The organism is Pseudoduganella sp. jia 12 (genome assembly GCF_055502675.1).
On record NZ_JBUXKP010000016.1, the window covers coordinates 72,289 to 95,694 of the forward strand.

The window sequence follows — 23,406 nt, forward strand, 5'->3', positions numbered from 1 at the left end:
AAAAAGCAATAAAACAAAAAAAGCAATAAAGCGATTCGCGTCGCAAGCGCGTGCCGGGTCCGGCCAGCTGCAACATGCATTCTGAAGTTTTTCATAACAACCAGGAGACAAGGCATGAAGCAACAACCATTGGACCGGGCACCGCCGCCCGGATTGGCAATCGATCCGGTCGACGAGCGCCTGCCGCTCGGCCGCCTGACGGCGCTCGGCCTGCAGCACGTTCTCGTGATGTATGCCGGCGCCATCGCCGTGCCGCTGATCGTCGGCCGCGCGCTGCAGCTGTCACCCGAACAGGTGACGATGCTGATCTCGGCCGACCTGTTCTGCTGCGGGCTGGTCACGCTGATCCAGTCCCTCGGCATGACGAAGTACTTCGGCATCCGCCTGCCCGTGATGATGGGCGTGACGTTTGCCGCCGTCGGCCCGATGGTGGCGATCGCCAACGGTGTACCGGGCGTCGACGGCGCCCGGGCCATCTTCGGTGCCGGTATCGGTGCCGGCGCGCTGGCCCTGCTGCTGGCGCCGGCGATGAGCCGCATGCTGCGTTTCTTCCCGCCTGTCGTGACCGGCACCATCATCCTCGTCATCGGCATCACGCTGATGCGCGTGGGGGTGGGCTGGGCGATGGGCGGTCCCGACACGACGGCCCGCGCCGTGGACGTGCCCACGCTGGTCACGATGGTCGACCAGCTGAAGGCCGACGCGGCCGCTTCCGCCGCGCCACTGGCCTCCAGGCTGCCGGGCCCGGTCCCCACGGTGGCCAACCCGAACTACGGCGCGCTCGACAACCTGGGCATCGCCACCTTCGTGCTGCTGTTCATCGTGTTCACGGTGCGCTATGCGAAGGGCTTCCTGTGCAATATCTCCGTGTTGCTCGGCATCGTCGCCGGCTGTGCCGTCGCGTATTCGATGGGCAAGATGAACTTCGACAAAGTGGCCGGCGCCACGTGGTTCGAGCTCGTCACGCCGTTTGCCTTCGGCATGCCCACGTTCGACATCGTGATGATCCTCACGCTCACGGTCGTGATGATCGTGGTGATGATCGAATCGGCCGGCATGTTCCTGGCGCTGTCCGAAATGACGGGTACGAAGGTCGACCAGAAGAAGCTGGCCGCCGGCCTGCGCACCGACGGCCTGGGCACGCTGATCGGCGGCATCTTCAACACGTTCCCGCACACGAGCTTCTCGCAGAACGTGGGCCTGGTGGCGGTGACGGGCGTGAAGAGCCGCTGGGTATGTGTGGCGGGCGGCGTCATCATGATCGTGCTGGGCATGCTGCCGAAGCTGGCCGCGCTGGTCGAGGCGATTCCCCAGTTCGTGCTGGGCGGCGCCGGCCTCGTGATGTTCGGCATGGTGGCGGCGGCGGGTATCCGCATCCTGACCCGCGTCGACTTCCGCACCAACCGCTTCAACCTGTACATCGTCGCGCTGTCGATCGGTTTTGGTCTCATTCCGCTGGTGGCACCGCACTGGGCGCAGCAGATGGCGCACAGCCTGCACCCGCTGCTGGAATCGGGCATCCTGCTGACCGCCGTTGCCGCCGTGGCGCTGAACCTGTTCTTCAACGGGTCCGGTGTGAAGGAAGAGGCGCACGAGGCGGAGCTGTCGCACGCCTGATCGTTTGACCGCCGGGGGGCGTCCTGCCTCCCGGTTTTTCCATCATTGCGGCGCCCAGTACCGGCTGATATCCTCGAAGCCCCACTTGGCCGCATCCTCGCGGCTCGCGATCCCTTCCGTGGATCCCGCGATGCCCAGGTCCACGTCCTGCGGCGCGATATAGCCCATCGACCGGGCCGAGAAAAACACCTTCACGACCGGCTTCAGCAGCGACTTGCTGTTGTCCACCACCACGCCGAGCCGGTTCGACTTCAGGCGCAGCAGCGTTCCCACGGGGTAGATGCCCATGCATTTCACGAACGCGGCGAACAGCACCGGATCGAAATGTCCTTCGCGGGTCCATTCGGCCATGCGCTTGAGCGATTCGGCCGGGCACCATCCCGACTTGTAAGGGCGGTTCGACGTGATCGCATCGTAGACATCGCAGATGGCGCCCATCCTGGCGTGCACCGAGATCTGGTCGCCCTTTAGCCGGTCCGGATACCCGTTGCCGTCGAAGCGTTCGTGATGGTGCAGGCACACGTCCCGCGCGATGTCCGGCACATCGTGCCACCCGGCCAGCGCCGCGAAGCCCTTGGCCGGATGCTGCTTGACGAGCGCGAATTCATCGTCGGTCAGCTTGCCGGGCTTGTTGAGGATCTCGACCGGGATGGCCGCCTTGCCGAGGTCGTGCAGGAGCCCGGCCAGCCCGCAGTCGCGCACGTCCTCGTCGGGCAACCCGAGCTGGCGCGCCAGCGAGACCATCATCGCGCACACCGCCACCGAATGCAGATAGGTGTAGTCGTCGGCCTGCTTCAGGCGCACGAGGTTGATGAGCGCACCCTGGTTGCGCATCACCGATGCCGCCACGTTCTCGACGAGCGTCACGGCTTCCGAGACATCCGCAAGGCGGCCCATGCGTGCCTCGTTGAACATGTTCATCACCGCGACCTTGGCACGCACGATGACTTTCGCTGCCCGGTGCATCTCGTCCTTTGTGGAGGTGCGCTCCACGGGCGCAAAGGTGAACGGGGCGCGTGCCGGCGCGGCCGGCGGTGCCGGCTCGATCGGCCCGGATGTCGCGGCAGGCGCATCCTCCCGCACGTCGATACCCCTGGTGGTATCGATCCACAGCGTGGAGATGCCGGCGGAACGGACCTTCCGCAGCGATTCGTGGGACTCCACCAGGAACGAGTTCTGCCAGAAAGGCGAATCGAGCCATGAGCCGCCCGCCTTGTGGACGTACATGCCGAGCCTGAGCTGGTCGATGGGGATCTGTTTCAGCATGGCGTCACCCGGTAATCCATCGACGGGGCGCGAGCGTATGAAGGGGCAAGAGAGCGCAGCATGTGACATTCCATGAACGATAGAAGGCGAATGCGTGGCCTCTCCGAAGCGCAACTGGCGATGTATGGGACAGTTCCGCGGTCGTTACTATAACATGCTTGCCGGAAACTATCATGTGCATGTTGCATTTTGACATCAACCGAACCACTCGTGTCCTGCCGGGGCAGGCAAGCCTTCCGCCGCGCAGGTTTGCCGGTAGCCGGCCCGATCAGAAGCGGTGCTGTATCCCCGCCAGCACGCTCTTCTGGCGGCTGCCGAACCCGGCCTCGTCCCGGGCCAGGCCGACGAGCTGACCGTGTTTTGCCTTCGCATAAGCGGCGGTGACGTACAGGTCGGTGCGGCGCGACAGCGCGTAGCGCACCCGCCCGACGACCATCACGGGGTCTGCTTCGGCGCCGCCGTGCCGCACGTCCTGGTAGTACACGACGCCGGCGAGCGTGATCGCCGGTGTCACCAGCACGTTCGTTCCTGCCCAATACAACCGCGCCCGCAGATCCGGCACGCCAATGGCCTCTTGCCGATAATCGCGCATGGCGGCCTGCAGCTTGACCTTCCCGGCCGAATACATGGCGCCAAGATGCCACGCGGTGGTGTCGCCGCGCGTGCCGGTTGCCGCATCCGGCACGCCGTTGATCCGCTCGTACGCGGCCATCGCCGACCACGGCCCGGCCGTGTAGTTGACGGCCACGGCGCCTTTCGCGCCATCGCCGGCGGACGATCCTTCGCCCGCGCCATAGCTGGCACCGTAACTGAGGTTGCCCGCCTTGCCTTGATACTTGACGAGGTTGTCGAACGCGAACGCCATGCCATATTTGCTGGCGCCGCTTGCATTGCCGGCCGGCGCCCACGAGTACTGGGGTGCGTAGCCCATCGGGTCGTATGGCAGCACGAAATCGTACACGGTGGTGAACGCGCGGCCCAGCAGCAAGGTACCCCAGCGGCCTTCCAGCCCGACGGTGGCTTGCCGCTTGAACAGTGGCGTGTCCGCCACGCCCGTGTCGGCCGCGATGCCCATCTCGAGCTGGAACAGCGCCTTCATGCCGCCGCCCAGGTCTTCGCTGCCGACAAAGCCCAGGCGCGACGTGTTCATGCCGCCGGAATTCACGCGCACCGTGTTATCCCCGTCGGCGCTGGCGTTATCGATCACGCCAATGTTCATGTCGACCAGGCCATACACATTCACGTTCGATTGGGCCGCGGCGGTGCCGCAGGCCAGGGCGCACGCGCCCCATGCGAGCTTGCGTTTCATGGTGTCTCCGTATTTTTATGGACGCGCCGGGCCCTTGCCGGGCCGGCGTCGCGGGGAATTGCGTGGAATTGCGGGGGGAGGGCGGCTTCCGGCGATGCCCCGGAAGCCGCTGCGGCTCAGCGGTCGACGGCCTGCTTCGGCAGCAGGGTGACGAGGCAGGCGCCGATCAGCAGCATGGCGGAGGTGAGCATCAGGCCGGCACCCTGCTTGCCCGTGAAATCGTTCAGCCAGCCGACGAGCGATGGCGAGAAGAAACCGGCCAGGTTGGCGATGCAATTGATGGTGGCGATGCCGGCCGCGGCCGCCATGCCGCCCAGGAACGCGGTCGGCAGCGCCCAGAACTGCGAGGTGCCGCACAGCGCACCGGCCGCCGCCACGCTGAGCAGGGCAAGGGCGGTGCCCACGCCATCCGTGAAGGGCAGGGCGAACAGCGCGATGGCCGCGGCCACCATCGGCACGCCGCAATGCATGCGGCGGGCACGGGTGCGGTCCGAGTTGCGGCCGACGAGCGGCAGGCAGACCAGCGCCACCAGGTACGGGATCGCGGCCAGCAGCCCCACTTCCTCCATGCCGTTCACGCCGGCGTTCCTGACGATGGTCGGCAGCCAGAACGTGAGGCCGTACTGGCCCATCACGATGCAGAAGTAGATCGCCGTGAGCAGCCACAGGCGCCTGTCGGCCAGGAAGTCGCGAATCGTCTGGTGCGCCGCCTTGCCGTCGTTCTCGGCGGCGATGTTACGCTGCAGGACCGCCTTTTCTTCCGGCGACAGCCACTTCGCGCCGGCGATGCTGTCGTCCAGGTAAAACAGGATGGTGACGCCGAGGATCAGCGAGGGAATGGCTTCCAGCGCGAACAGCCACTGCCAGCCGCGCAGCCCATGCACGCCGGCAAACGATTCCATGATCCAGCCCGACAGCGGCGCGCCGACGATGGAGGCAAGCGGGATCGCCATGAAGAACAGCCCCATCACCTTGGCGCGCCGCGCCGACGGGAACCAGTACGTGATGTACAGGATCACGCCGGGCGCAAACCCAGCCTCGGCCACCCCGAGCAGGAAGCGCAGCACGTAGAACATGGTGGGCGAGTTCACGAATGCGAAGCTGGCGGAAATGATGGCCCACGTGATCATGATGCGGGCCAGCCAGCGGCGCGCGCCGAAGCGGTGCAGGATCATGTTGCTCGGCACTTCGAACAGGAAATAGCCAAGGAAGAAGACGCCGGCACCCAGGCCGTACACGGTATTGCTCCACTGGAGGTCGGACAGCATCTGCAGCTTGGCGAAGCCCACGTTGACGCGGTCCAGGTAGGCGCCCAGGTAGCACAGCATCAGGAAGGGCACGAGCCGGCGCGTGACTTTCGCGTAGGCGCGGGTTTCAATGTCGGTGGCGCCGGATGGGAAGGCGCTTGCCGCAGGTGCGACGGTAGGTGTTTTCATGCGTGTCTCCAAATTGTTCTGTCAACGCGCGGAGGTCTTGCCGCCTCCTTGCGCGTGCGGGGAACTGCTGGCGGACCGGCGCTCAGCGCAGCCAGGACCGGATGCTGCCGACCATCGCCGCCGTCGAGATGCAGTAGCGGTCGTGCAGCGTGGGCAGCGCGCCCGCATCGAGGAACGCGTCCGGCAGCGCGATCTGCCGGAACGCCGGCGCCACGCCCGCGCGCAGCAGCGTACCCGCCACCGCTTCGCCCAGGCCGCCCACCACCGAATGGTTTTCCGCCACCACCACGAGCCGGCCGCTGCGCGATGCTTCGCGCACGATCGTTTCCGTGTCGAGCGGCTTGATCGTCGGCACGTGCAGCACGGCCACGCCCACATTATCCTGCGCCAGCGCCTGTGCCGCTTCCAGTGCGCGCATCGTCATGATGCCGCTCGAGATCACCAGCACCTCGCGCCCGTCGCGCAGCAGCTTCGCCTTGCCCAGCTCGAACTTGTAGTCGTACTCGTCGAGCACGAGCGGCACTTTTCCGCGCAGCAGGCGCATGTACACCGGGCCTTTGTGCTCGGCGATGGCGGCGGTTGCCTGTTGGGTGTCGAGCGCATCGCACGGGTCCACGATCGTCAGCCCCGGCACGCCGCGGAAGATGGCGATATCTTCCGTGGCCTGGTGACTCGGACCATAGCCGGTGGTCAGGCCAGGCAGCGCGCAGGCGATCTTCACGTTCAGGTTTTCCTCGGCGATCACCTGGTGGATGAAGTCGTAGGCACGGCGCGACGCGAATACGGCGTAGGTGGTGACGAAAGGCGTAAACCCTTCCTTGGCCATGCCGCCGGCGGCACCCATCAGCAGCTGCTCGGCCATGCCCATCTGGAAGAAACGCTCGGGATATTCCTTCGCGAACAGGTGCATGTCCGTGTATTTTGACAGGTCGGCGCTCATGCCCACGATGTCGGGGCGGCGGGCGCCCAGTTCCACCAGGGCGTTGCCGAACGGCGCGGCCACGGTGCGCTGGCCTTCGCTGGCGATGGAGGCGATCATCGCCGAGGTGGTCAGGCGCGGTTTGTTCACTACGGCATTCATGCTTGGTCTCCTGCTTGGTCTTTTGCCTGGGCTGCATCGAGGATGGCGATGGCCTGCTGCCATTCGTCGGCCTCGACGCGAATGAAGTGGTTCTTGTCGCGTTGCTCGAGGAACGGCACGCCGGAGCCCATCAGCGTATCGAACAGGATCACGCGGGGCTGCGGTGCCGGATGGTTGCGGGCCGCATCGAACGCCGCCAGCACGGCGGCGATGTCGTTGCCTTGCGCACGCTGCACGTGCCAGCCGAACGCTTCCCATTTCTGCGCCAGCGGCTCGAAGCCCAGCACCTTCGTGGACGGGCCATCGGCCTGCTGGTTGTTGATGTCGACGAGCGTGATCAGGTTGCCGAACCCGAAGTGCGCGGCGGACAGCGCCGCTTCCCACGTCGAGCCTTCATCGAGTTCGCCATCGGACATGGAGTTGTAGACGAAGGCCGGGTTGTTCTTCTGGCGCAGGCCCAGTGCCATGCCGACCGCGATCGTCAGGCCCTGGCCCAGCGAGCCGCCGGAGATCTCCATGCCGGGGGTATAAGTGGCCATGCCGGACATCGGCAGGCGGCTGTCGTCGCTGCCATAGGTTTCCAGCTCGGCTTCCGGCAGGATGCCCGCCTCGAGCAGGGCAGCGTACAGCGCGATCGCGTAATGGCCGTGCGACAGCAGGAACCGGTCGCGGCCTTCCCATTCCGGCGCATCCGCACGATAATGCAGCGCGTGCCGGTAGGCCACGGCGAGAATGTCGGCCATGCCCAGCGCCTGGCCCACGTAGCCCTGGCCCTGCACTTCGCCCATCCGCAGCGCATAGCGGCGGATGCGGTATGCGGCGGCCTTCAGGGCACTCAAACGGTCTGGTGCTTCAAGTTTCATTGCGGTCTCCGGTATCGAATCGTTGGTCTTGTCACGAAACCAGTGTAAGAATTGAAAGACCGACCGTATAGCGAGTAATTCTTGGCGATAGATGAAACCAGTTCAGCGATACCGCGCCCTGCGCAAGGCATCCCTCAAGGGTTTGCAGGCTTTCGAGGCCGCCTACATGCACCGCTCCTTTGCCGCCGCGGCGCAGGAGCTGTCGATCACGGCATCGGCCGTGAGCCATTCGATCCAGACACTGGAAGAGGCACTCGGCACGCTGCTGTTCGAGCGCGCCCGGCGCGGCGTGGTGCCGACGGAAGAGGGCGCCCGGCTGTATGACGTGATCCGCCGCTCGTTCGGCGACATCGACGACGAACTGCGCACGATCCTCGACCGCGGCAGCAAACAACAGGTGGTGACGATCCAGTGCGCGCCCAGCTTCGCGGCCATCTGGGTGATGCCGCAACTGCCGGCCTTCCTGCGCGCCCATCCGGACATCGACGTGCGGCTGTGGGCCGTGCACCAGGCGCCGGATTTTTCCAGCAGCGGCGTCGACGTGGCCGTGCTGTACGGCCGGCCCACTGCCTCGGCCGGCGTGCACGTGGAACCGATCTCGGAGCAAGAGCGCTACCTGCCGGTCTGCAGCCCGAAGCTGGTCGATGGCTGGACGTTGCCGCTGCCGCCAGGCGACATCGAGAATTTCTACCTGATCCAGAACGACGTGTCGCTGACGTCATGGGACGAATGGATCGAGCGCTTCGCGCCGGAGTGCCGGCACCCCGTGCGTGGACTGCGGCTGGACCGCGCGTTCATGACCCTGAGCGCGGCGGAAAATGGCCTCGGCATGTGCATCGAGAGCACGGTGCTCGTGCAGGATTACCTGCGGGACGGGCGGCTGGTGTGCCCGTTCGGCGAACTGGCCATCGAGGCGCGCGGGCATTACCTCGCGGTGCCGAAGAGCCGCGAAGGGTTGCAGGCGGTGCGCACGGTGGCGGACTGGATCAGGGGATTCGTGACCAACGATGGCGCGGCAGCGACGGAGGGATGAAGGAGAAGCTTGCAGCGGCCTCCACCTGTGGGCGCGGCAATCGATCGTCTGCGCGCGTTCGCAGACCGTCGGCAACCTTGCTATGATGCTATTTCCATAACAATCCTGCGGAATTGACCTCGACCATGACGACACCCCGTGACAGCAGTGCCTTTCCCCATCCCCACACCGGCCAACTCAGTGAAAGCGATGCATTCGCACGCTGGCTCGCGCTGCTCAGCGGCACGCCGGAGCTGGCCGAACAGGCCCGCTCGACAGTCGGCGACAGCGAGACCATGCCGGATTTTTTTTCCCTGATGGAAGCGCTGGCCTCGATCAACCTCGCCGTGCAGGCCGACATCAAGGATGACGAATCGTTTGAAGCAATGATGCTGGACATGTGCGACACGCGCCAGTTGCCGGCGCCTGGGCTGCCCGAGGAACCGCCGCAGGGGCCGGCGCGGATCAGCGTGCTGCTCGACCTCCTTCTGGAACACGCACCGAAATCCGGCAAGCGGATGATCGTGCTGGACACCGAAGACGACAGCTGGAATGTCGTGCTGGTCGACGAACACGACGGCGACGAGTTCCTGCGCCTGTGCGAGCAACTGGGCATTGGCACCATGGAACAGGACCAGTGGCAATAGGAAGCGGCAGCGGAGGGCAGCGGATCGTCCACCGGTGGATCGATGAGCGGTCGACCGGCACGCCCGCTCCTCCATCGTTTCATGATATGCCGGTCGCCCGTCGGGTAAGCCGCCTGCCCCGGCTGCACACCGGGGTGCCGGCGCCATCGTTCGACAGCCGCTCAGTGGATCAGCATCCCGCCATTCACATCCAGCGTCACGCCGGTGCAATAGCCGGACAAGTCGCTGCCCAGGAACACCACCGCCCCAGCAATATCGTCGGCCCTGCCCAGCCGCGCCAGCGGGATATCGTTGGCGATCTCGCCCTTGCGTTCTTCCGTCAGCTTGCCCTTGATGATGTCGGTGGCGATCAGGCCCGGCGTGATGGCGTTGACGCGGATGCCATCGGGTCCGAACTCGCGCGCCATCGCCCGCATCAGTCCCAGCACGCCGGCCTTCGCGGCCGAGTAGTGGGGCCCGCCGAGGATGCCGCCGCCGCGCTGCGCCGAGACGGAGGAGGTGCAGATGATGCTGCCGCTACGCTGTTCCTGCATGGCGGGCAGCACGGCCTGCGACATCAGCAGCGTGCCGCGCAGGCTCACGTCGAGCACGGCGTCGTAGTCGGCGGCTGAAATATCGAGCGTCTTGCGCGGCTGCGTGATGCCGGCGTTGGCGAACAGGATATCGATGCGGCCGAAGCGCTCCAGCGCGGCCTTTGCCGCCGCATCGCACTGTTCCTTGTTCGTGACGTCCGCCACCACGCCCAGGTGCCGAGGTCCCAGCTCGGCTGCGGCGCCGGCCGGGTTGGCGCCGGCCAGGTCGAGGATCACCACGTTCGCGCCGTGCGCGGCCAGCATGCGCGCCGTTGCAAAGCCCAGCCCGTTGATGCCGGCGCCGCCGGTCACGATTGCCACGCGATCTTTCAGTAACATTTGAGTCTCCGGTTGTTCATGTCGTGCCGCCATGTTGGCCGACGGCGGGCACGGCGACAAACGAGGAAAACTCAGGGCAGGGCGAATCTATTTCACGGCTGGCTTCCCCGGCAGCGGCACCTGCCGGATACGCCCGTCGGCCTCGTACTCCAGCGGCGCGATGGCGATCGAACGCCGGTGGCTGCCGCCGCCCGGCAGCAGGTCGTCGTGGTAGAACAGCCAGCTTTGACCGGCATGCTCGATGATTGCCTGGTGATTGGTCGAGATGTCGAGGAAGTCCAGCACCACGCCACGGTAGGTAAACGGCCCGAGCGGCGAGCTGCCGGTGGCATGCACGATCTGGCCGGGCCAGCCGGTGGAGAACGTGAAGTAATACGTGCCGTTGCGCTCGTGCAGGAACGGTGCTTCGCCGTACGCCTTCCTGCCCGTCTTGTTCGCCTTGTCCGCCTTCTCCGTCCTGTCCAGGGCGGGCAAGCCGGTGATCGCCACGTCGAGGATCGGGCCGTCCAGCGTGATCATGTCGGCCTTCAGTTTCACGACCTTCGGCACCCGGGTGCCGAAGTACAGGTAAGCCTGGCCGTCCCTGTCGACGAATATGGCCGGGTCGATCGGCTCGTCGCCGGCATTGGCGTCGCGTGCCTTGTCGACGAGCGGCGTGGCGCGGGCATCGGCGAAGCCGCCGTCCGGGCGGCTCGATACCGCCACGCCGATCTTGTCGCCGCCGACCGGCGCGTAGAAGTAGAACTTGCCGTTGCGCTGCGCCGCTTCGGGTGCCCAGGCCTTGGCATCGGAACGCGCCCATTTGAACACGTTCACGTCGAGCGGAATGCCGGCATCCGTCCACGCCTTCATGTCCGGCGACGTGTACAGGCGCCAGGTCGTCGAATCCCAGTATTTTCCGGAGTTGCCGGCATCGTCGGTGGCGTACAGGTAGAACTTGCCGCCGGCCTGCGTCGTGAAGTAATGAGGCGATGGATCGGCGTTGAAGCGTTGGGCGATCGGCTTGCCGGGTTGCGCGGCGGCGGGCACGGCGAGCGCGAGCAGCGCCAGGAGCGGGATGAACTTCAATGGACGCATCGGATCTCCGGTAAATGATCGGCTCCCGCAATGGTAACCCGTCGCATCCAGCGAGTTGCTCCGATCGTATGCTTGTGTCAACATGTTGATCATTGTCGTGGCCGAGGTGACGGCCATGAACGACATCCATGAACGACATCCATCACATCACGAAAAAATGACGGAGACCCCAGTGCGCACGATCGCCTTGCTCATCGCCCTCTCGGCCAGCCTCGCAGGCTGCCGCTACCTGCCGCACGATACGAACCAGTCATGCGACAAGCACATGGACTGGAACGATCGCAAGGCCTGCAAGGAACGGGTGGCAACCGAATCGAAGGAATGGGAAAAGCGCAACGACAAGTGATGGCATATAAGCCGGAGCAATCCCGCAGCCGGAAAGTCATGCACGTTGCCTTGCGCCGGTCGCCTACCTGAACCGGTAGGCCAGCGACACCATCACGTTCGCCGGATCGCCATAAAACCCGCCGCTGGCCGACGAGTAGTAGCGCTTGTCGAACACGTTGTTGACGTTGACCGTGGCCGTGGTGCTCGCGCCGAGCCGCCAGCGTGCCATCAGGTGCACCAGCGCGTAGGCCGGCTGGTCGAAGCGTTCGCCGTTCGGTCCCGCGTTGTCCTGGTACACGTCGCCCTGCCAGTTGACGCCGCCGCCTACCGTAACATCGCGCCAGTCGTACGTGGTCCATAGCTTGACATTGTTGCGTGGCTGGGCCGTCTGCAGGCGCCGGCCGGTGGCATCTTCGACCTTCGCGTGCGAGTAGCCGGCCGTCAGTTGCCAGCCCGCCCGCAACTGGCCGTTCACTTCCAGTTCCACGCCGCGCGCCGTGGCACCCTTTACCGTGTGATAGGCATTGCTGCCGTCGGGCAGCACGAACTGGTCGGTGTCGATCTCGGCCAGGTTGTCCTGCTTCATGCGAAAGAGGGACGCCGTGGCATTGAGCAGGCCGCCATGGAACGAAGCCTTCACGCCAACCTCGCCGTTATTGCCCTCCAGCGGATCGAGCACGCGATTGTCGCGGTCGCGGTACGTTTGCGGCGAGAAGATGCTCGTGTAGCTTGCGTAGGCCGACCAGTGACGGTCCAGCTCCCATGTCACGCCGGCGTAGGGCACGAACTGCCCATGCCGGGCGAAATGGTCGGAGGCCGTGCCGCCGCCGAACGTGACTTCCTCCGTATCGCGCTTCCAGTCGACCACGCGCGCGCCGGCGATCACCTGCAGCCGGTCCATCGGCCGCAGGCGCAACGTGCCGTAGGCCGCGGTCTGCCGTTCCTGTTCCAGCACCGTGCCGGTTTCCCTGCCGTCGTAGACAGGCGTCGGCGAATTGCCGTTCCACGTATGGAAATCGGGCACCTCCGGATCGTAGCCGGGCAGGATCCACGCCGGATACAGCGTGCCCTTCAGGCGCACGCGGGACGCGGTCGCGCCGAACACCGCCTCATGGCGCCTGCCGAGGAACGTAAACGGGCCGCTGGCGTAGACATCGGCCGTCTGGTTCACGGGCATGGAATTCCAGCGGGTGATCCACAATGACAGCCCGGCACCCGTCACGCGGTCGAGGTAGCCGCGCAAGGCGTAGGCCTGCACGGCGTCGTACTGGTTCGCCGTGCGGCCCAGCGTCAGCTTCGTCGTCCATTCGTTGTCGAATTCGTGCTGCACGCTGGCGAAGACGTCGCTTTGCCGGCGGTCGTAGTACGAGAACCTGGCGGCGCTGTTGGTGGAGCGGGGCAGCGCCGTGCGGCTGCCGTCCGCGTAAAACGAGGGAAAGCGGCGGCTGGCGCCATCGAGCTTGTCGTCCTGCCACGAGAAGCCCGCCGTCAGCAGCGTGGACGGGCCCAGGTCCGCTTCGACGATGCCGTACAACAGGTTCTTGCCCTGGTCGAAACGGTCGACGAACGATTTCTGGTCCTGCCTGGCCGCGACCAGGCGGCCGCGAACGCCGGTCGTGAGCGTGCCGCCGGCATCGACCTGCGCGCGATACCGGTCCCACGACCCCGCCTGCGCCTCGGCCACGATGCGCGTGTCGGCCGATGGCCGCTTGCGCACCATGTTGACGGCGGCGGCCGGATTGCCGGTGCCGCTGACCAGTCCCGAAGCCCCGCGCAATACTTCGATGCGCTCGAAGATGGCGGTATCGAAGTCGGTGGGTTCGAGCAGCCGCGATGCTGGCACGCCATCGACGAGGTAGGTGTCCACGGCGAAGCCGCGGGCAAAGATCTGGTCGCCCTCGCGCGTGGTGGACGCGTGGTCCAGCGTGATGCCGGTGGTCTGCCCGATCACATCCTGCACGGTCGTGAGGCGCTGGTCCTCGATGCGCTGGCGGCCGACGATGCTGACCGATTGCGGCGTCTCGCGCAGGCTCAGGTTCAGGCGCGTGGCGCCGCGCGAGCGGCTGGCGCTGCGCGGATCGTCCGGATTGCCGCCATCGAATTCGCCGATCACTTCGACCTGCTGCATGGTCGCGGCGGGAGGCGGTGCCGACGCGGCGGGTGCGGCAGCCGGTGCAGGCGATGTTGCAGGCGGTGGCGCGGCCTTCGCCAGCGCCAGGGTGCCGTCGCCGCGCTGGACGATAGCCAGGCCGCTGCCGGACAGCAGCCGGTCCAGCGCCGCGCGCGGCGTCATCGCGCCGTCGAGCCGCGGACTGGTCATGCCCTGCGTAAGGGCGGGATCGAACGACAGCGGCAGGCCGGCGTTCAGCGCCACGGTCGACAGCGTGCGGCCCAGCGGACCGGCGGGCATGCCGAAGGATTGCACGGCATCCGCCGCATGCAGGATCGGGGCATGGCCCAGGGTGGCGCAGGCAAGCAGCAATGAAGAGAGAAGTGCTGGCAGCGCCATGGCATGGCGCGGTTGAGGGGGGAGCGGATGCATCGGACGACTTCCTTTCAATGGCGGGTTTCATCGCTATGCCAGCCGGGGCGCGAAAAAGTATCAGCGGCGGACTCATTGCGGGTTCAGGGCTTGCACGGGATCGAGTCCGGCGGCGGTGCGGGCCGGCATGTAGCCGAACACGAGCCCGGTGGCGAGCGCGCAGGCGAACGATCCCGCCGTTGCCGCGGCGGACAACACGACCGGCACGGCGGACCATTGCAGGACCAGCGCGATCGCCAGCCCGAGCGCCACGCCCACGGCGCCGCCGGTCATGGACAGCAGCGCGGCTTCCGTGACGAACTGGCGCAGGATGTCGCGGCGGCGCGCACCTGTCGCCATGCGGATGCCGATCTCGCGGGTGCGCTCGCGCACCGTCATCAGCATCACGTTCATCACGCCGATGCCGCCGACCACCAGCGAGATCGCCGCGATCAGTCCCAGCATCATGGTCATCGTGTCGCCGGTCTTCGCCTCGGCGGCGATGGACGCGGCGGCGTTGCCGATGCTGAAGTCCTTGATGCCATGGCGTTCGAGCATCAGGGCCTCCACTGCGGCCTGTGTCTGTTCGACGCGCGCCACGTCGCGCACGGCCATCACCGTGTACGTGGGCTCGCGCTGGCCGAACACCTTCAGGCCCGCGGTGGAAAAGGGCAGGATCAGCAGGTTGTCCTCGTCGCGGTCGCCGGTCAGCGCGCCTTTTTCTGACATCACGCCGATGACCTGCAGCGGCAGCTTGCCGATCAGGACAATCTCGCCGACGGGGTTCGCAATGTCCGGCATCAGCTCGCGCGCCAGCTTGTGGCCGAGGATGGCCACGTTGGCCAAGTCGGCATCGTCCTGTGCCGTGAAGAAGCCGCCGCGCGCCACCGGCCAGGTCTGGATCGCCGGCAGCGCCGCGCCGCTGCCGCGCACGTAGGTATTGACGTCGCGGTTGCCGTGGCGGACCACCTGGTTGCCGGTCACGTTGGGCAGCACGTGCACCACGTTCGGCACGCCGGCCACGGCTTCCAGGTCCGCCAGTGTGATGCTGCGGCCGGGAATGCGCGAGCTGGCGCCGATCGACGACATGTACATCAGGTTCGAGCCGAACGCCCCCAGCTGCGCGACCACGCGCTGCCGCGCGCCCATGCCGACGGCCAGCATCGCGATCACGGAAGCCACGCCGATCACGATGCCGAGCAGCGTGAGCGCCGTGCGGAAGCGGTTCACCCACATCACGCGCCACGCCGCCCTGGCTGCCTGGCGGCCATCTTCCCACCATGGCGCCACTGCCTGCGTAGTGCTGCCGAGCCCGTGTCCCGGTGCCTGGCACGAGGACACGGGCTGAGCCGATGAATCAGTCCTCGATGCGCTGCCGAGCCCGTGTCCCGGTGCCTGGCACGAGGACACGGGCTGAGCCGATGAATCAGTCCTCGGTGCGCTGCCGAGTCCGTGTCCCGGTGCCTGGCACGGGGACACGGGCTGAGCCGATGAATCAGTCCTCGATGCGCTGCCGAGTCCGTGTCCCGGTGCCTGGCACGAGGACACGGGCTCATCCACAGGTGCGGGGCGGGAATCGGCGACGATTTCCCCGTCGCGGATCTCGATCACGCGCCGGGCCTGCGCGGCCACGTGCGCGTCGTGCGTGATCAGGATGACGGTATGACCGGCGTCCGCCAGCTCGTGCAGCAGCCGGATGACTTCGGCGCCGCTGGCCGAGTCGAGGGCGCCGGTGGGTTCGTCGGCCAGCACGATGCGCCCGCCGTTCATCAGCGCGCGGGCGATCGATACGCGCTGCTGCTGGCCGCCGGACAGCTGGCCGGGCCGGTGGTCCAGCCGCTGCCCCATGCCGAGCCGCTCCAGCAGCGCGGCGGCGCGGGACTGGCGCTGCGGTTCCGGCATGCCGGCGTAGATCGCGGGCAGTTCGACGTTCTCGCGGGCGGAGTCGGTCGGGATCAGGTGATAACCCTGGAACACGAAGCCGAACGCTTCGCGCCGCAACCATGCGAGCCGGTCGCTGTCCAGCGTGGCCACGTCGGTGCCGTCGAAGCGGTACGACCCGTCGCTGGGCCGGTCCAGGCAGCCGATCACGTTCATGAGGGTCGACTTGCCGGAGCCGGACTGGCCCACGATAGCCACGAAATCGCCTGCGTGGATGTCGAGCGAAATCCCGCGCAGCACTTCGGTCGCCGGCGCGCCATCGGCGCCACCGTAGCGCTTGCGGATACCACGCAGCGCGATCAGGGGTGTCTTGCCATGCGCGCTCACAGGCGCGCCCCGGTGTCCGGCACTTCGTCGGTGACGAGCAGGTCGCCCTCGGCCAGCCCGCGCAGCACCTCGGCCTGCAGCCGGTTGCGTATGCCCGTTTCGACGTCGCGCCGCACGACCCGGCCGCCGGCATCGAGCACGCGCGCCGTGTAGCGGCCGGGCTGCCCCGCGATGGCGGACAGCGCGGGCAGCGGCACCGCGATCGCATTGCGGGCGGCGGCGGTGACGAACGAGACCTGCGCCGTCATCTGCGGCATCAGCGCGCCGTCCGGGTTATCGACGTCGAACAGCGCCGTGTACAGCACCACCTTGGCGCTGGAAGGGGCGAGGGCGGTGCCGTCCGGGCGGGCGCCGTTGGGTGCCGGCGCCGGCAGCAACTGGCGCACCGTGCCATGCCAGCGCCGCCCGTCGCCCCCCAGCGTGCCGAAATACACGGGCATGCCCGGCTTGACGCGCCGCACATCGGCTTCCGACACTTCCGTCCACACGGTCATGCTGGAGAGATCGGCGATGCGCAGCACGTTCGGTGTCTGGTACGTGGCATTGAGCGTCTGGCCTTCGCGCGCATCGACGGAAACCACGGTGCCGCTCATCGGCGCATAGATGCGCGTATAGCCCAGGCGGGCCACGTCGGCGCTCAGCGTGGCCTGGGTTTGCGCGATCTGCGCTTCCAGGTCGGCGATGCGGGCCACGGCCACGGCGAGTGCCGCTTCGGCCGACTGCACGTCTTCCCCGCGCGCGGCGCTGGCCTCGGCCAGCAGGTGCTGCCGCTCATGCTGTTGCCGCGCCAGCCGCTGCTGGGCCTTGCGCTCGGCCAGCTGGGCATTCAGGCCGGCCAGCGCGGCGCGGCCCGCGTCCACGGTGGCCTTCTGCACGCTCGGGTCGATCTCCACCAGCAGCTCGCCCTTGTCGACGGTGGCCCCCGCTTCGACGTGGATGCGCAGCACCTGGCCGGAGACCTGGGCGCCGATGTCGACGAAGCTGCGCGGCTGCAGCGTGCCCACGGCCATCACGGTGGCTTCGATGTCGGCGCGGGCGACCGGCTGCGTGGCCGGCGGCGATGCCGGCTCATACTGGCTCCACGCGACGCCGGCGGTGGCGAGGACGATGGCGGCGGCAATGCCGGAACGGGCAGGACGAAACTTCATTGGTGCGACCTCATGCGACGAACGGCGTGCCGACGGGGGCGCCGAAAGGGTGGAAGTAAAGATGTTTCAACGTCTGCCGCCCGAACGGGAAAAAAGTATCAGGGCGCGGACCGGCCTCCCTGTGCGAGCGTGATCCACCAGCCGTTCCAGCGGCGAAGGACTGCGATGCGATGCGTCTGCGCCAGCATGGCCAGCGTGCGCTCGGTATCGCGGATCGGGAAGACGCCGGATACGGTCGATGCGGCCACCGCGGGTTCCACGCGCACGATACCGGGCCGGTAGCGTGCCAGTTCGCCGGCCAGCGCGTCGAGGCGCATGGCGTCGGCCAGCAGCAAGCCGCGGGTCCACGCCGCGTTTGCCGGGTCGAGTTCGACGACCAGCTTTACGGCATGGCTGTCGAACCGGGTCTGCCGCCCGGCAGGCAGCACCAGCGCCGCGCCATCCGCGGGCTCGACGCGCACGGCACCTTCCAGCACGGCCACGTCGGTGCGATCCTCGTGGCGCCGCACGGTGAACCGGGTACCGAGGGCTTCCAGCCCCCCGTGCGCCGTCGTTGTCCGCAGCGGGCGCCGCGCCGCGTCCTTGCCGCTGTCGACGAGGATCTCTCCGCGCCGCAGCACCACCCGCCGCTCGGTCGCGCCGAAGCGCACGTCGATGGCGCTGTCCGTGTTCAGCATGACGCGTGTGCCGTCGGCAAGCGTCACCGTGCGCTGCTCGCCCGGTGCCGTGGCATGATCCGCTGGCCTCTCCGACAGCCGCCATGCCCCCCACGACACGGGCGCCAGCGCCAGGATCGCGGCCACGCGCAGCACGGCGGCGCGGCGCGCGGCGCGATCGCGCTCGAGGGCCGCGCGGGACGGTTCCGGCGGCAACCCGCCCAGGCTGCCCATCAGCCGTTCGGCGCGTTCCCATGCGCGCGCATGCTCGGGATCCTCCGCGCACCAGCGCGCGCAGGCACCACGTTCCGCAGCGGCGGCATCGTCATCGCCATTCGCGCTCGCGACATCGAGGCGCACCAGCCATTCGGCCGCCTGTTCCAGCGCGTGCGGTGCAATCTTCCCCATCAATCATCCAGCGCCAGCAAGCATTGCAGGAACGCCTGCTTCATGTAGCGCTTCACGGTCGGCAGCGACACCCCAAGCACTTGCGCGATGGCGTCGTACTTCATGCCGTCGAGCTGCGACAGGAAAAACGCCTGGCGCACCCGTTCCGGCAGCGCGTCGAGCGCGGCATCGATGCCGTGCAGCGTTTCCAGCACCAGCATGCGCTGCTCGGGGCTGGCACCATCGCCTTCCGGCAGCACCGCCAGCGCATCGAGGTAGGCGCGTTCCAGCGCCTGGCGGCGATACCAGTTGACCATCAGGCCTTTCGCCACCGTCGTCAGGTAGGCGCGCGGCTCGCGCACGGCATCGAGGTCGCGGCGCGCCAGGATGCGCGCGAAGGTGTCCTGCGCCAGGTCGGCCGCATCGCTGGCATTGCCCAGCTTCAGCCGCAGCCAGCCTTGCAGCCAGCCGTGGTGGTCGTTGTAGAAAAGCGCGAAGGGTTCGCGGTGCAGCGCCGTCGATGCCATGGGATTATATGCAAATAAGAATCATTCTCATTGATTGTAGGGTAGAAATGTCCAATTGGCAACGAGCCGAACATCCATGTCGTACAATCACGGGCCGGCATCGACCGGCGCCCATCGGAACCATTAACCCACTTCGAGACGAATGACCCAACTTCGCACCCCGATCTCCGCCCCGCGTCACCTGGCGCGAACCACGCTCATGGCCCTGCTGGCGATCGCCGCCGGCGCGCAGGCCGCCACCACCAGCCTGAACGACGCCTGGCAATTCCATCGCGCCGACGCGGCCAGCCTTGCCAGCGCCGACAAGGTGCCGGCCGCCGGCTGGAGCACCGTGAACCTGCCGCACGCGGCGCACATCGAACCGCGCGTGCCCACCGCGCCCTGGCAGGGCACCGTGTTCTACAAGAAAACGTTCGACGCGGCGCTGCAGCCGGGCGAGCGGGCGATCCTGCGCTTCGAAGCGGTGATGAACGTGGCCGACGTCTGGCTGAACGGCAAACACCTGGGCCAGCACCTGGGCGGCTACCTGCCGTTCGCGTTCGACGTGACCGATCTGCTGAAGGCTGGCGGAAAGAACGAAGTCATCGTTCGCGCGAACAATGAAGATAACGCTATCACCGGCCCGAAGCCGCTGAAGGATCTCGATTTCATCCAGCATGGCGGCATGTACCGCGGCGTGAACCTGATCACGAAGCCGGCCGTGCACATCACCGATGAAATGCTGGCCGCCACCACGGCGGGCGGCGGCGTGTTCGTCACGTTCCCGCAGGTAGGCAAGGCGCAGGCCACCGTGCAGGTGAAGACGGAAGTGGCCAACACGTCGAAGGCCGCGCGCACCGTCACCGTGCGCAACACGCTGGCGTGGCAGGGCAAGGAGATCGCCCGCGCCGAACGGAAGGTCACGCTGAAGGCCGGCGAGCGCCGCCACGTGACGATGCCGATGACCGTGGCGCAGCCGAACCTGTGGTCGCCGCAGGCGCCCAACCTGCACACGCTGGACACGGCCGTCGTGGGCGAAGGTGCCGGCGACAGCGTGCAGACACGCATCGGCATCCGCCGCCTGGCATTCGATGCGCGGCACAAGCTGCTGGTGAACGGCGAGCCGGTGCAGCTGCGCGGCGTGAACCGCCACCAGGAATACCCGCACGTGGGCTATGCGCTGTCGCCGCAGGCCCAGTACCGCGACGCGCTGCTGATCAAGAAATACGGCTTCGACTACATCCGCCTGTCGCACTACCCGCAGTCGCCGGCTTTCATGGCCGCCGCCGACGAACTGGGGCTGCTGGTGATTCCGGGCGTGCCGGGCTGGCAGTACTTCAACAAGGATCCGGCATTCGCCAAGCAGGTGATCAAGACCTGCGAGGACATGATCCGCCGCGACCGCAACCACGCCAGCGTGCTGGCCTGGGAATGCTCGCTGAACGAAACGGACATGCCGGACGCGTTCGTCGACACGCTGCACAGGACCGTGCACGCGGAATATCCAGGCGAGGGTGTGTATTCGGTGGGCTGGCTGCCCCGTTCCTACGACATCTACATGCAGGCGCGCCAGCACCGGATCGGCGACAAGCACCCGCTGCCGAACAAGCCGCTGATCGTGTCCGAGTATGGCGACTGGGAATACTATGCGATGAACGCGGGCTTCAACCAGGGCGCGTGGAGCGACCTGAAGCCGGCCGACCGCTCCAGCCGCCAGCTGCTGTCGCAGGGTGAGAAGCACCTGCTGCAGCAGGCCGCGAACGTGGCGGAGGCGCATGACGACAATTTCACGACGCCTGCCTTTGCGGACGGCTACTGGGTCATGTTCGACTATGCGCGCGGCTATGCGCCCGACCTGGAAGCCTCCGGCGCGATGAGCATCGACCGCTTGCCGAAGTTCGCGGCCGAGTTCTTCCGCTCGCAGCGCGGCGCGGAACAGGCGAACGCCCAGTGGGGCGGCGGCCCGATGGTGTTCATCGCCAGCTACTGGACGCCCGAGTCGTCGCCGCGCGTGCGCGTGTTCACGAACGGCGAGGAAGTGGAATTGCGCCTGAACGGCAAGACCGTCGCGCGCAAGAAAGCCGCGCCGTCGTCGACGCACCCGCGCCTGAAGCACCCGCCGGTGGAGTTCGACACGGGCGCCTTCCAGGCCGGCGAACTGGTCGCCGTGGCCTACACGGGCGGCAAGGCCGTGGCCGAGCACAAGGTGCGCACGCCGGGCGAGCCCGTGAAGCTTGAGGTGGCGCTGGACGACATGGGCGTGCCGAAGGCCGTCGGCGACCTGGTGTTCGCCCGTGCCCGCGTGGTCGACGCGAACGGCACCACGGTGCCGGCATCCGGCCAGGCCGTTACGTTCACGGCCGATCCGGGCTATGAAGTGATCCACAGTCCGCAGGCCGTCACCGAGGCCGGCATCGCCAGCGTGCTGGTGCGCGTGACGCAGCCGAACGGCACGCTGTCCGCGGCCGCCGGCAAGCTGCAGGGCGCGCTCGCACCGAAGTAAGCCACCTCCGGTGCTGGTAAGCAATATTGCCGTAAAAATGGGGTACGTCCCCATTTTTGAAGCAACGTTGCTTGCTGACGCAGGTTGCGCTACGCGGCGAAGCCGCCGTCGATCAGCAGGTCCGCGCCGGTGACGAACGCCGCTTCGGGGCTGGCCAGGTAAGCGATCATGCCCGCCACCTCATCCGGTTTGCCATGCCGCGGCAGCGCCATCAGGCCATGCATGACGCTGGCAAACGCCGTATCGGCCGGGTTCATGTCGGTGTCGACGGGGCCCGGCTGCACATTGTTTACCGTGATGCCGCGCGGTCCCAGGTCGCGCGCCATGCCTTTCACGAGGCCCGTCAGCGCCGACTTGCTCATCGCGTACACGGCGCCGCCGGCGAACGGCATCCGCAGCGCATTGGTGCTGCTGACATTGATGATGCGGCCGCCTTCGCCCATGTGGGCCAGCGCCGCTTTCGACGCCACGAACACGGCGCGCACATTGATCGCCACTGTGCGGTCGAAATCCTCCAGCGAGAATTCCGCCACGTCGCCCAGGTGCAGCACGCCCGCATTGTTGACGAGAATGTCGATGCGGCCGAACCGTTCGGCCACGGTGCCGATGGCGGCCGTCAGCGCCGCGGCATCGGCCGCGTCGGCGCGGATCGCCAGCGCCGTGCCGCCGGCCGCTTCGATCTCGGCCGCCAGCGCTTCCGCGGCGCCGGCCGATGCCGCATAGCCGATCGCCACGGCCGCGCCGTCGCGTGCCAGCCGGCGTGCCGTGGCGGCGCCAATGCCGCGCGAACCGCCGTTGATGAAGGCGACTTTTCCGTTCAGGGTGGTGCTCATGATGTGTTCCTTTGGTTGGATGGATGAATCCAGTATGGCAGTGCCGATCCAAAGGCGGTAGCCACTGAATCGTGGTTCCTGTTTCAACCGCTGGTTTAAAATGAATGATGGATACCGAACTGACGAGCTATCTGGACGCCTTCGTGGCGGCCGGCGAGGAGCGCAGCTTTTCCGCCGCCGCCCGGCGCCTCGGGTTGACGCCGGCCGCGGTCAGCAAGAGCGTGGCGCGGCTTGAAACCCGGCTCGGCGTGCGCCTGTTCCAGCGCAGCACCCGCAGCCTTGCGCTCACCACCGATGGCGAGCGCCTGTACACCCAGGTAAGCCTGCCATGGCGCGACATCGGCGACGCGCTCGCCGCGGTGCAGCAGGGCGCCGGTGAGCCGGCCGGCACGCTGAAGGTGTCGCTCGCGCACACCGTAGGGCGCGACTACGTGGTGCCGCTGCTGGCGCCGTTCGTGCGGCGCTATCCGGCCGTGGTGCCCGACCTGCATTTCGACAATCGCCAGGTGGACCTCGTTGCCGACGGGTTCGACGTGGCGATCGGCGGCGGCATCGTGCTCACCGAAGCCGTGGTGGCGCGCGAACTGGCGCGCGTGCGGCTCGTGCTCGCGGCGGCTCCGTCCTACCTGGATGCGCACCCCGTGCCGGAAGGGCCCGAGGACCTGGCGCGCCACCAGGGCGTGGTGCGCAGGTCGCTGGATTCGGGCCGGCTGCTGCCATGGCAGTTGCACCACCGCGACGGCGCCCGGGTACTGGCGACGGCGCGCGCCGTCGCGGCGATGAACGATCCCGAGGCCATGGCCCACGCCGCCGCGTGCGGCATGGGCATCGCGCTGCTGCCCCTGGCCCATGCGCTGCCGCTGCTCGACAGCGGGGCGCTGGTGCGTGTGCTGCCGGAATGGGACGGCGGCCAGCGCACGCTGTCGGTCTACTACACGAGCAGGAAGCTGCTGCCGGCCAAGGTGCGCGTGTTCGTCGAGTTCCTCGTCGACCGTTTTCGCAACGGCGGCCTGGCGGCGCGGCTGTCCGGATCATGAC

Annotated in this window: 19 protein-coding genes; 6 read left to right on the top strand and 13 right to left on the bottom strand. The window is 67.3% G+C overall.

Annotation, left to right across the window (positions count from 1 at the left end):
- Window positions 1–114 precede the first annotated feature (114 nt).
- Entirely contained in the window at window positions 115–1,617 is a 1,503-nt protein-coding gene (locus tag ACY65G_RS27600) for a nucleobase:cation symporter-2 family protein (protein ID WP_465000481.1), read from the top strand.
- A 42-nt stretch (window positions 1,618–1,659) separates the two neighbouring features.
- Here the strand turns inward: ACY65G_RS27600 and ACY65G_RS27605 are convergent, their stop codons facing one another.
- The 5 genes from ACY65G_RS27605 to ACY65G_RS27625 all read right to left on the bottom strand — a co-directional run bounded on the left by ACY65G_RS27605 (window position 1,660) and on the right by ACY65G_RS27625 (window position 7,572).
- Entirely contained in the window at window positions 1,660–2,883 is a 1,224-nt protein-coding gene (locus ACY65G_RS27605) for an HD-GYP domain-containing protein (protein ID WP_465000482.1), read from the bottom strand.
- Window positions 2,884–3,151: 268 nt separating this feature from the next.
- Window positions 3,152–4,192 carry a porin gene (locus tag ACY65G_RS27610; protein WP_465000483.1) on the bottom strand — a complete coding sequence of 347 codons (1,041 nt, stop codon included), beginning with the start codon at window positions 4,190–4,192 and terminating at the stop codon, window positions 3,152–3,154.
- 116 nt (window positions 4,193–4,308) lie between these two features.
- On the bottom strand, window positions 4,309–5,628 hold the full coding sequence (locus tag ACY65G_RS27615) for an MFS transporter (protein ID WP_465000484.1): 1,320 nt from the start codon (window positions 5,626–5,628) through the stop codon (window positions 4,309–4,311).
- Between the two features lie 82 nt (window positions 5,629–5,710).
- Entirely contained in the window at window positions 5,711–6,709 is a 999-nt protein-coding gene (locus ACY65G_RS27620) for a transketolase family protein (protein WP_465000485.1), read from the bottom strand.
- Window positions 6,706–7,572 (bottom strand): transketolase, encoded by an 867-nt coding sequence (locus tag ACY65G_RS27625; protein ID WP_465000486.1) that lies wholly within the window; start codon window positions 7,570–7,572, stop codon window positions 6,706–6,708. Before ACY65G_RS27625 ends, ACY65G_RS27620 begins: the two co-directional genes overlap by 4 nt.
- A 91-nt stretch (window positions 7,573–7,663) precedes the next feature.
- Between ACY65G_RS27625 and ACY65G_RS27630 the strand changes: the two genes are divergently transcribed.
- Window positions 7,664–8,605 (top strand): LysR substrate-binding domain-containing protein, encoded by a 942-nt coding sequence (locus ACY65G_RS27630; protein WP_465000487.1) that lies wholly within the window; start codon window positions 7,664–7,666, stop codon window positions 8,603–8,605.
- Window positions 8,606–8,730: 125 nt separating this feature from the next.
- Window positions 8,731–9,231 carry a DUF6630 family protein gene (locus ACY65G_RS27635; RefSeq protein ID WP_465000488.1) on the top strand — a complete coding sequence of 167 codons (501 nt, stop codon included), beginning with the start codon at window positions 8,731–8,733 and terminating at the stop codon, window positions 9,229–9,231.
- A gap of 161 nt (window positions 9,232–9,392) precedes the next feature.
- Here ACY65G_RS27635 and ACY65G_RS27640 read toward each other — a convergent pair whose 3' ends face one another.
- Together ACY65G_RS27640 and ACY65G_RS27645 are read right to left on the bottom strand one after the other, a co-directional pair.
- Window positions 9,393–10,142, bottom strand: coding sequence for an SDR family NAD(P)-dependent oxidoreductase (locus ACY65G_RS27640; RefSeq protein WP_465000489.1), 750 nt, complete (start codon window positions 10,140–10,142; stop codon window positions 9,393–9,395).
- A gap of 87 nt (window positions 10,143–10,229) precedes the next feature.
- Window positions 10,230–11,219, bottom strand: a complete 990-nt coding sequence (locus ACY65G_RS27645) for a family 43 glycosylhydrolase (protein ID WP_465000490.1) — start codon at window positions 11,217–11,219, stop codon at window positions 10,230–10,232.
- A 157-nt stretch (window positions 11,220–11,376) separates the two neighbouring features.
- On the opposite strand from ACY65G_RS27645, the gene ACY65G_RS27650 reads away from it, so the two are divergent.
- On the top strand, window positions 11,377–11,565 hold the full coding sequence (locus tag ACY65G_RS27650) for a hypothetical protein (RefSeq protein ID WP_465000491.1): 189 nt from the start codon (window positions 11,377–11,379) through the stop codon (window positions 11,563–11,565).
- A gap of 63 nt (window positions 11,566–11,628) precedes the next feature.
- Here the strand turns inward: ACY65G_RS27650 and ACY65G_RS27655 are convergent, their stop codons facing one another.
- From ACY65G_RS27655 to ACY65G_RS27675, 5 genes are all read right to left on the bottom strand, one after another.
- A complete protein-coding gene (locus ACY65G_RS27655; RefSeq protein WP_465000492.1) occupies window positions 11,629–14,088 on the bottom strand; it encodes a TonB-dependent siderophore receptor in 2,460 nt (819 codons plus the stop codon).
- Between the two features lie 72 nt (window positions 14,089–14,160).
- Window positions 14,161–16,335 carry a MacB family efflux pump subunit gene (locus ACY65G_RS27660; RefSeq protein WP_465000493.1) on the bottom strand — a complete coding sequence of 725 codons (2,175 nt, stop codon included), beginning with the start codon at window positions 16,333–16,335 and terminating at the stop codon, window positions 14,161–14,163.
- Window positions 16,332–17,483 (bottom strand): efflux RND transporter periplasmic adaptor subunit, encoded by a 1,152-nt coding sequence (locus ACY65G_RS27665; protein ID WP_465000494.1) that lies wholly within the window; start codon window positions 17,481–17,483, stop codon window positions 16,332–16,334. Before ACY65G_RS27665 ends, ACY65G_RS27660 begins: the two co-directional genes overlap by 4 nt.
- 98 nt (window positions 17,484–17,581) lie before the next feature.
- Window positions 17,582–18,547 carry a FecR family protein gene (locus ACY65G_RS27670; RefSeq protein WP_465000495.1) on the bottom strand — a complete coding sequence of 322 codons (966 nt, stop codon included), beginning with the start codon at window positions 18,545–18,547 and terminating at the stop codon, window positions 17,582–17,584.
- Window positions 18,547–19,053: a sigma-70 family RNA polymerase sigma factor gene (locus tag ACY65G_RS27675; protein ID WP_465000496.1), complete on the bottom strand. Its 507-nt coding sequence runs from the start codon at window positions 19,051–19,053 to the stop codon at window positions 18,547–18,549. Before ACY65G_RS27675 ends, ACY65G_RS27670 begins: the two co-directional genes overlap by 1 nt.
- Before the next feature lie 142 nt (window positions 19,054–19,195).
- On the opposite strand from ACY65G_RS27675, the gene ACY65G_RS27680 reads away from it, so the two are divergent.
- A complete protein-coding gene (locus ACY65G_RS27680; protein WP_465000497.1) occupies window positions 19,196–21,535 on the top strand; it encodes a glycoside hydrolase family 2 protein in 2,340 nt (779 codons plus the stop codon).
- Between the two features lie 89 nt (window positions 21,536–21,624).
- Here ACY65G_RS27680 and ACY65G_RS27685 read toward each other — a convergent pair whose 3' ends face one another.
- A complete protein-coding gene (locus tag ACY65G_RS27685; protein WP_465000498.1) occupies window positions 21,625–22,368 on the bottom strand; it encodes an SDR family oxidoreductase in 744 nt (247 codons plus the stop codon).
- Window positions 22,369–22,475: 107 nt separating this feature from the next.
- On the opposite strand from ACY65G_RS27685, the gene ACY65G_RS27690 reads away from it, so the two are divergent.
- On the top strand, window positions 22,476–23,405 hold the full coding sequence (locus tag ACY65G_RS27690; protein WP_465000515.1) for a LysR substrate-binding domain-containing protein: 930 nt from the start codon (window positions 22,476–22,478) through the stop codon (window positions 23,403–23,405).
- Window position 23,406 lies beyond the last annotated feature (1 nt).

What these genes read in the sequence shown, in the direction of transcription:
- ACY65G_RS27685 (WP_465000498.1), bottom strand. Translation starts at nt 22,368, where the DNA reads ATGAGCACCACCCTGAACGGAAAAGTCGCCTTCATCAACGGCGGTTCG.
- ACY65G_RS27625 (WP_465000486.1), bottom strand. Translation starts at nt 7,572, where the DNA reads ATGAAACTTGAAGCACCAGACCGTTTGAGTGCCCTGAAGGCCGCCGCA.
- ACY65G_RS27655 (WP_465000492.1), bottom strand. Translation starts at nt 14,088, where the DNA reads ATGCATCCGCTCCCCCCTCAACCGCGCCATGCCATGGCGCTGCCAGCA.
- ACY65G_RS27610 (WP_465000483.1), bottom strand. Translation starts at nt 4,192, where the DNA reads ATGAAACGCAAGCTCGCATGGGGCGCGTGCGCCCTGGCCTGCGGCACC.
- ACY65G_RS27690 (WP_465000515.1), top strand. Translation starts at nt 22,476, where the DNA reads ATGGATACCGAACTGACGAGCTATCTGGACGCCTTCGTGGCGGCCGGC.
- ACY65G_RS27640 (WP_465000489.1), bottom strand. Translation starts at nt 10,142, where the DNA reads ATGTTACTGAAAGATCGCGTGGCAATCGTGACCGGCGGCGCCGGCATC.
- ACY65G_RS27675 (WP_465000496.1), bottom strand. Translation starts at nt 19,053, where the DNA reads ATGGCATCGACGGCGCTGCACCGCGAACCCTTCGCGCTTTTCTACAAC.
- ACY65G_RS27605 (WP_465000482.1), bottom strand. Translation starts at nt 2,883, where the DNA reads ATGCTGAAACAGATCCCCATCGACCAGCTCAGGCTCGGCATGTACGTC.
- ACY65G_RS27680 (WP_465000497.1), top strand. Translation starts at nt 19,196, where the DNA reads ATGACCCAACTTCGCACCCCGATCTCCGCCCCGCGTCACCTGGCGCGA.
- ACY65G_RS27645 (WP_465000490.1), bottom strand. Translation starts at nt 11,219, where the DNA reads ATGCGTCCATTGAAGTTCATCCCGCTCCTGGCGCTGCTCGCGCTCGCC.
- ACY65G_RS27635 (WP_465000488.1), top strand. Translation starts at nt 8,731, where the DNA reads ATGACGACACCCCGTGACAGCAGTGCCTTTCCCCATCCCCACACCGGC.
- ACY65G_RS27630 (WP_465000487.1), top strand. Translation starts at nt 7,664, where the DNA reads ATGAAACCAGTTCAGCGATACCGCGCCCTGCGCAAGGCATCCCTCAAG.
- ACY65G_RS27615 (WP_465000484.1), bottom strand. Translation starts at nt 5,628, where the DNA reads ATGAAAACACCTACCGTCGCACCTGCGGCAAGCGCCTTCCCATCCGGC.
- ACY65G_RS27600 (WP_465000481.1), top strand. Translation starts at nt 115, where the DNA reads ATGAAGCAACAACCATTGGACCGGGCACCGCCGCCCGGATTGGCAATC.
- ACY65G_RS27620 (WP_465000485.1), bottom strand. Translation starts at nt 6,709, where the DNA reads ATGAATGCCGTAGTGAACAAACCGCGCCTGACCACCTCGGCGATGATC.
- ACY65G_RS27650 (WP_465000491.1), top strand. Translation starts at nt 11,377, where the DNA reads ATGACGGAGACCCCAGTGCGCACGATCGCCTTGCTCATCGCCCTCTCG.
- ACY65G_RS27670 (WP_465000495.1), bottom strand. Translation starts at nt 18,547, where the DNA reads ATGGGGAAGATTGCACCGCACGCGCTGGAACAGGCGGCCGAATGGCTG.
- ACY65G_RS27665 (WP_465000494.1), bottom strand. Translation starts at nt 17,483, where the DNA reads ATGAAGTTTCGTCCTGCCCGTTCCGGCATTGCCGCCGCCATCGTCCTC.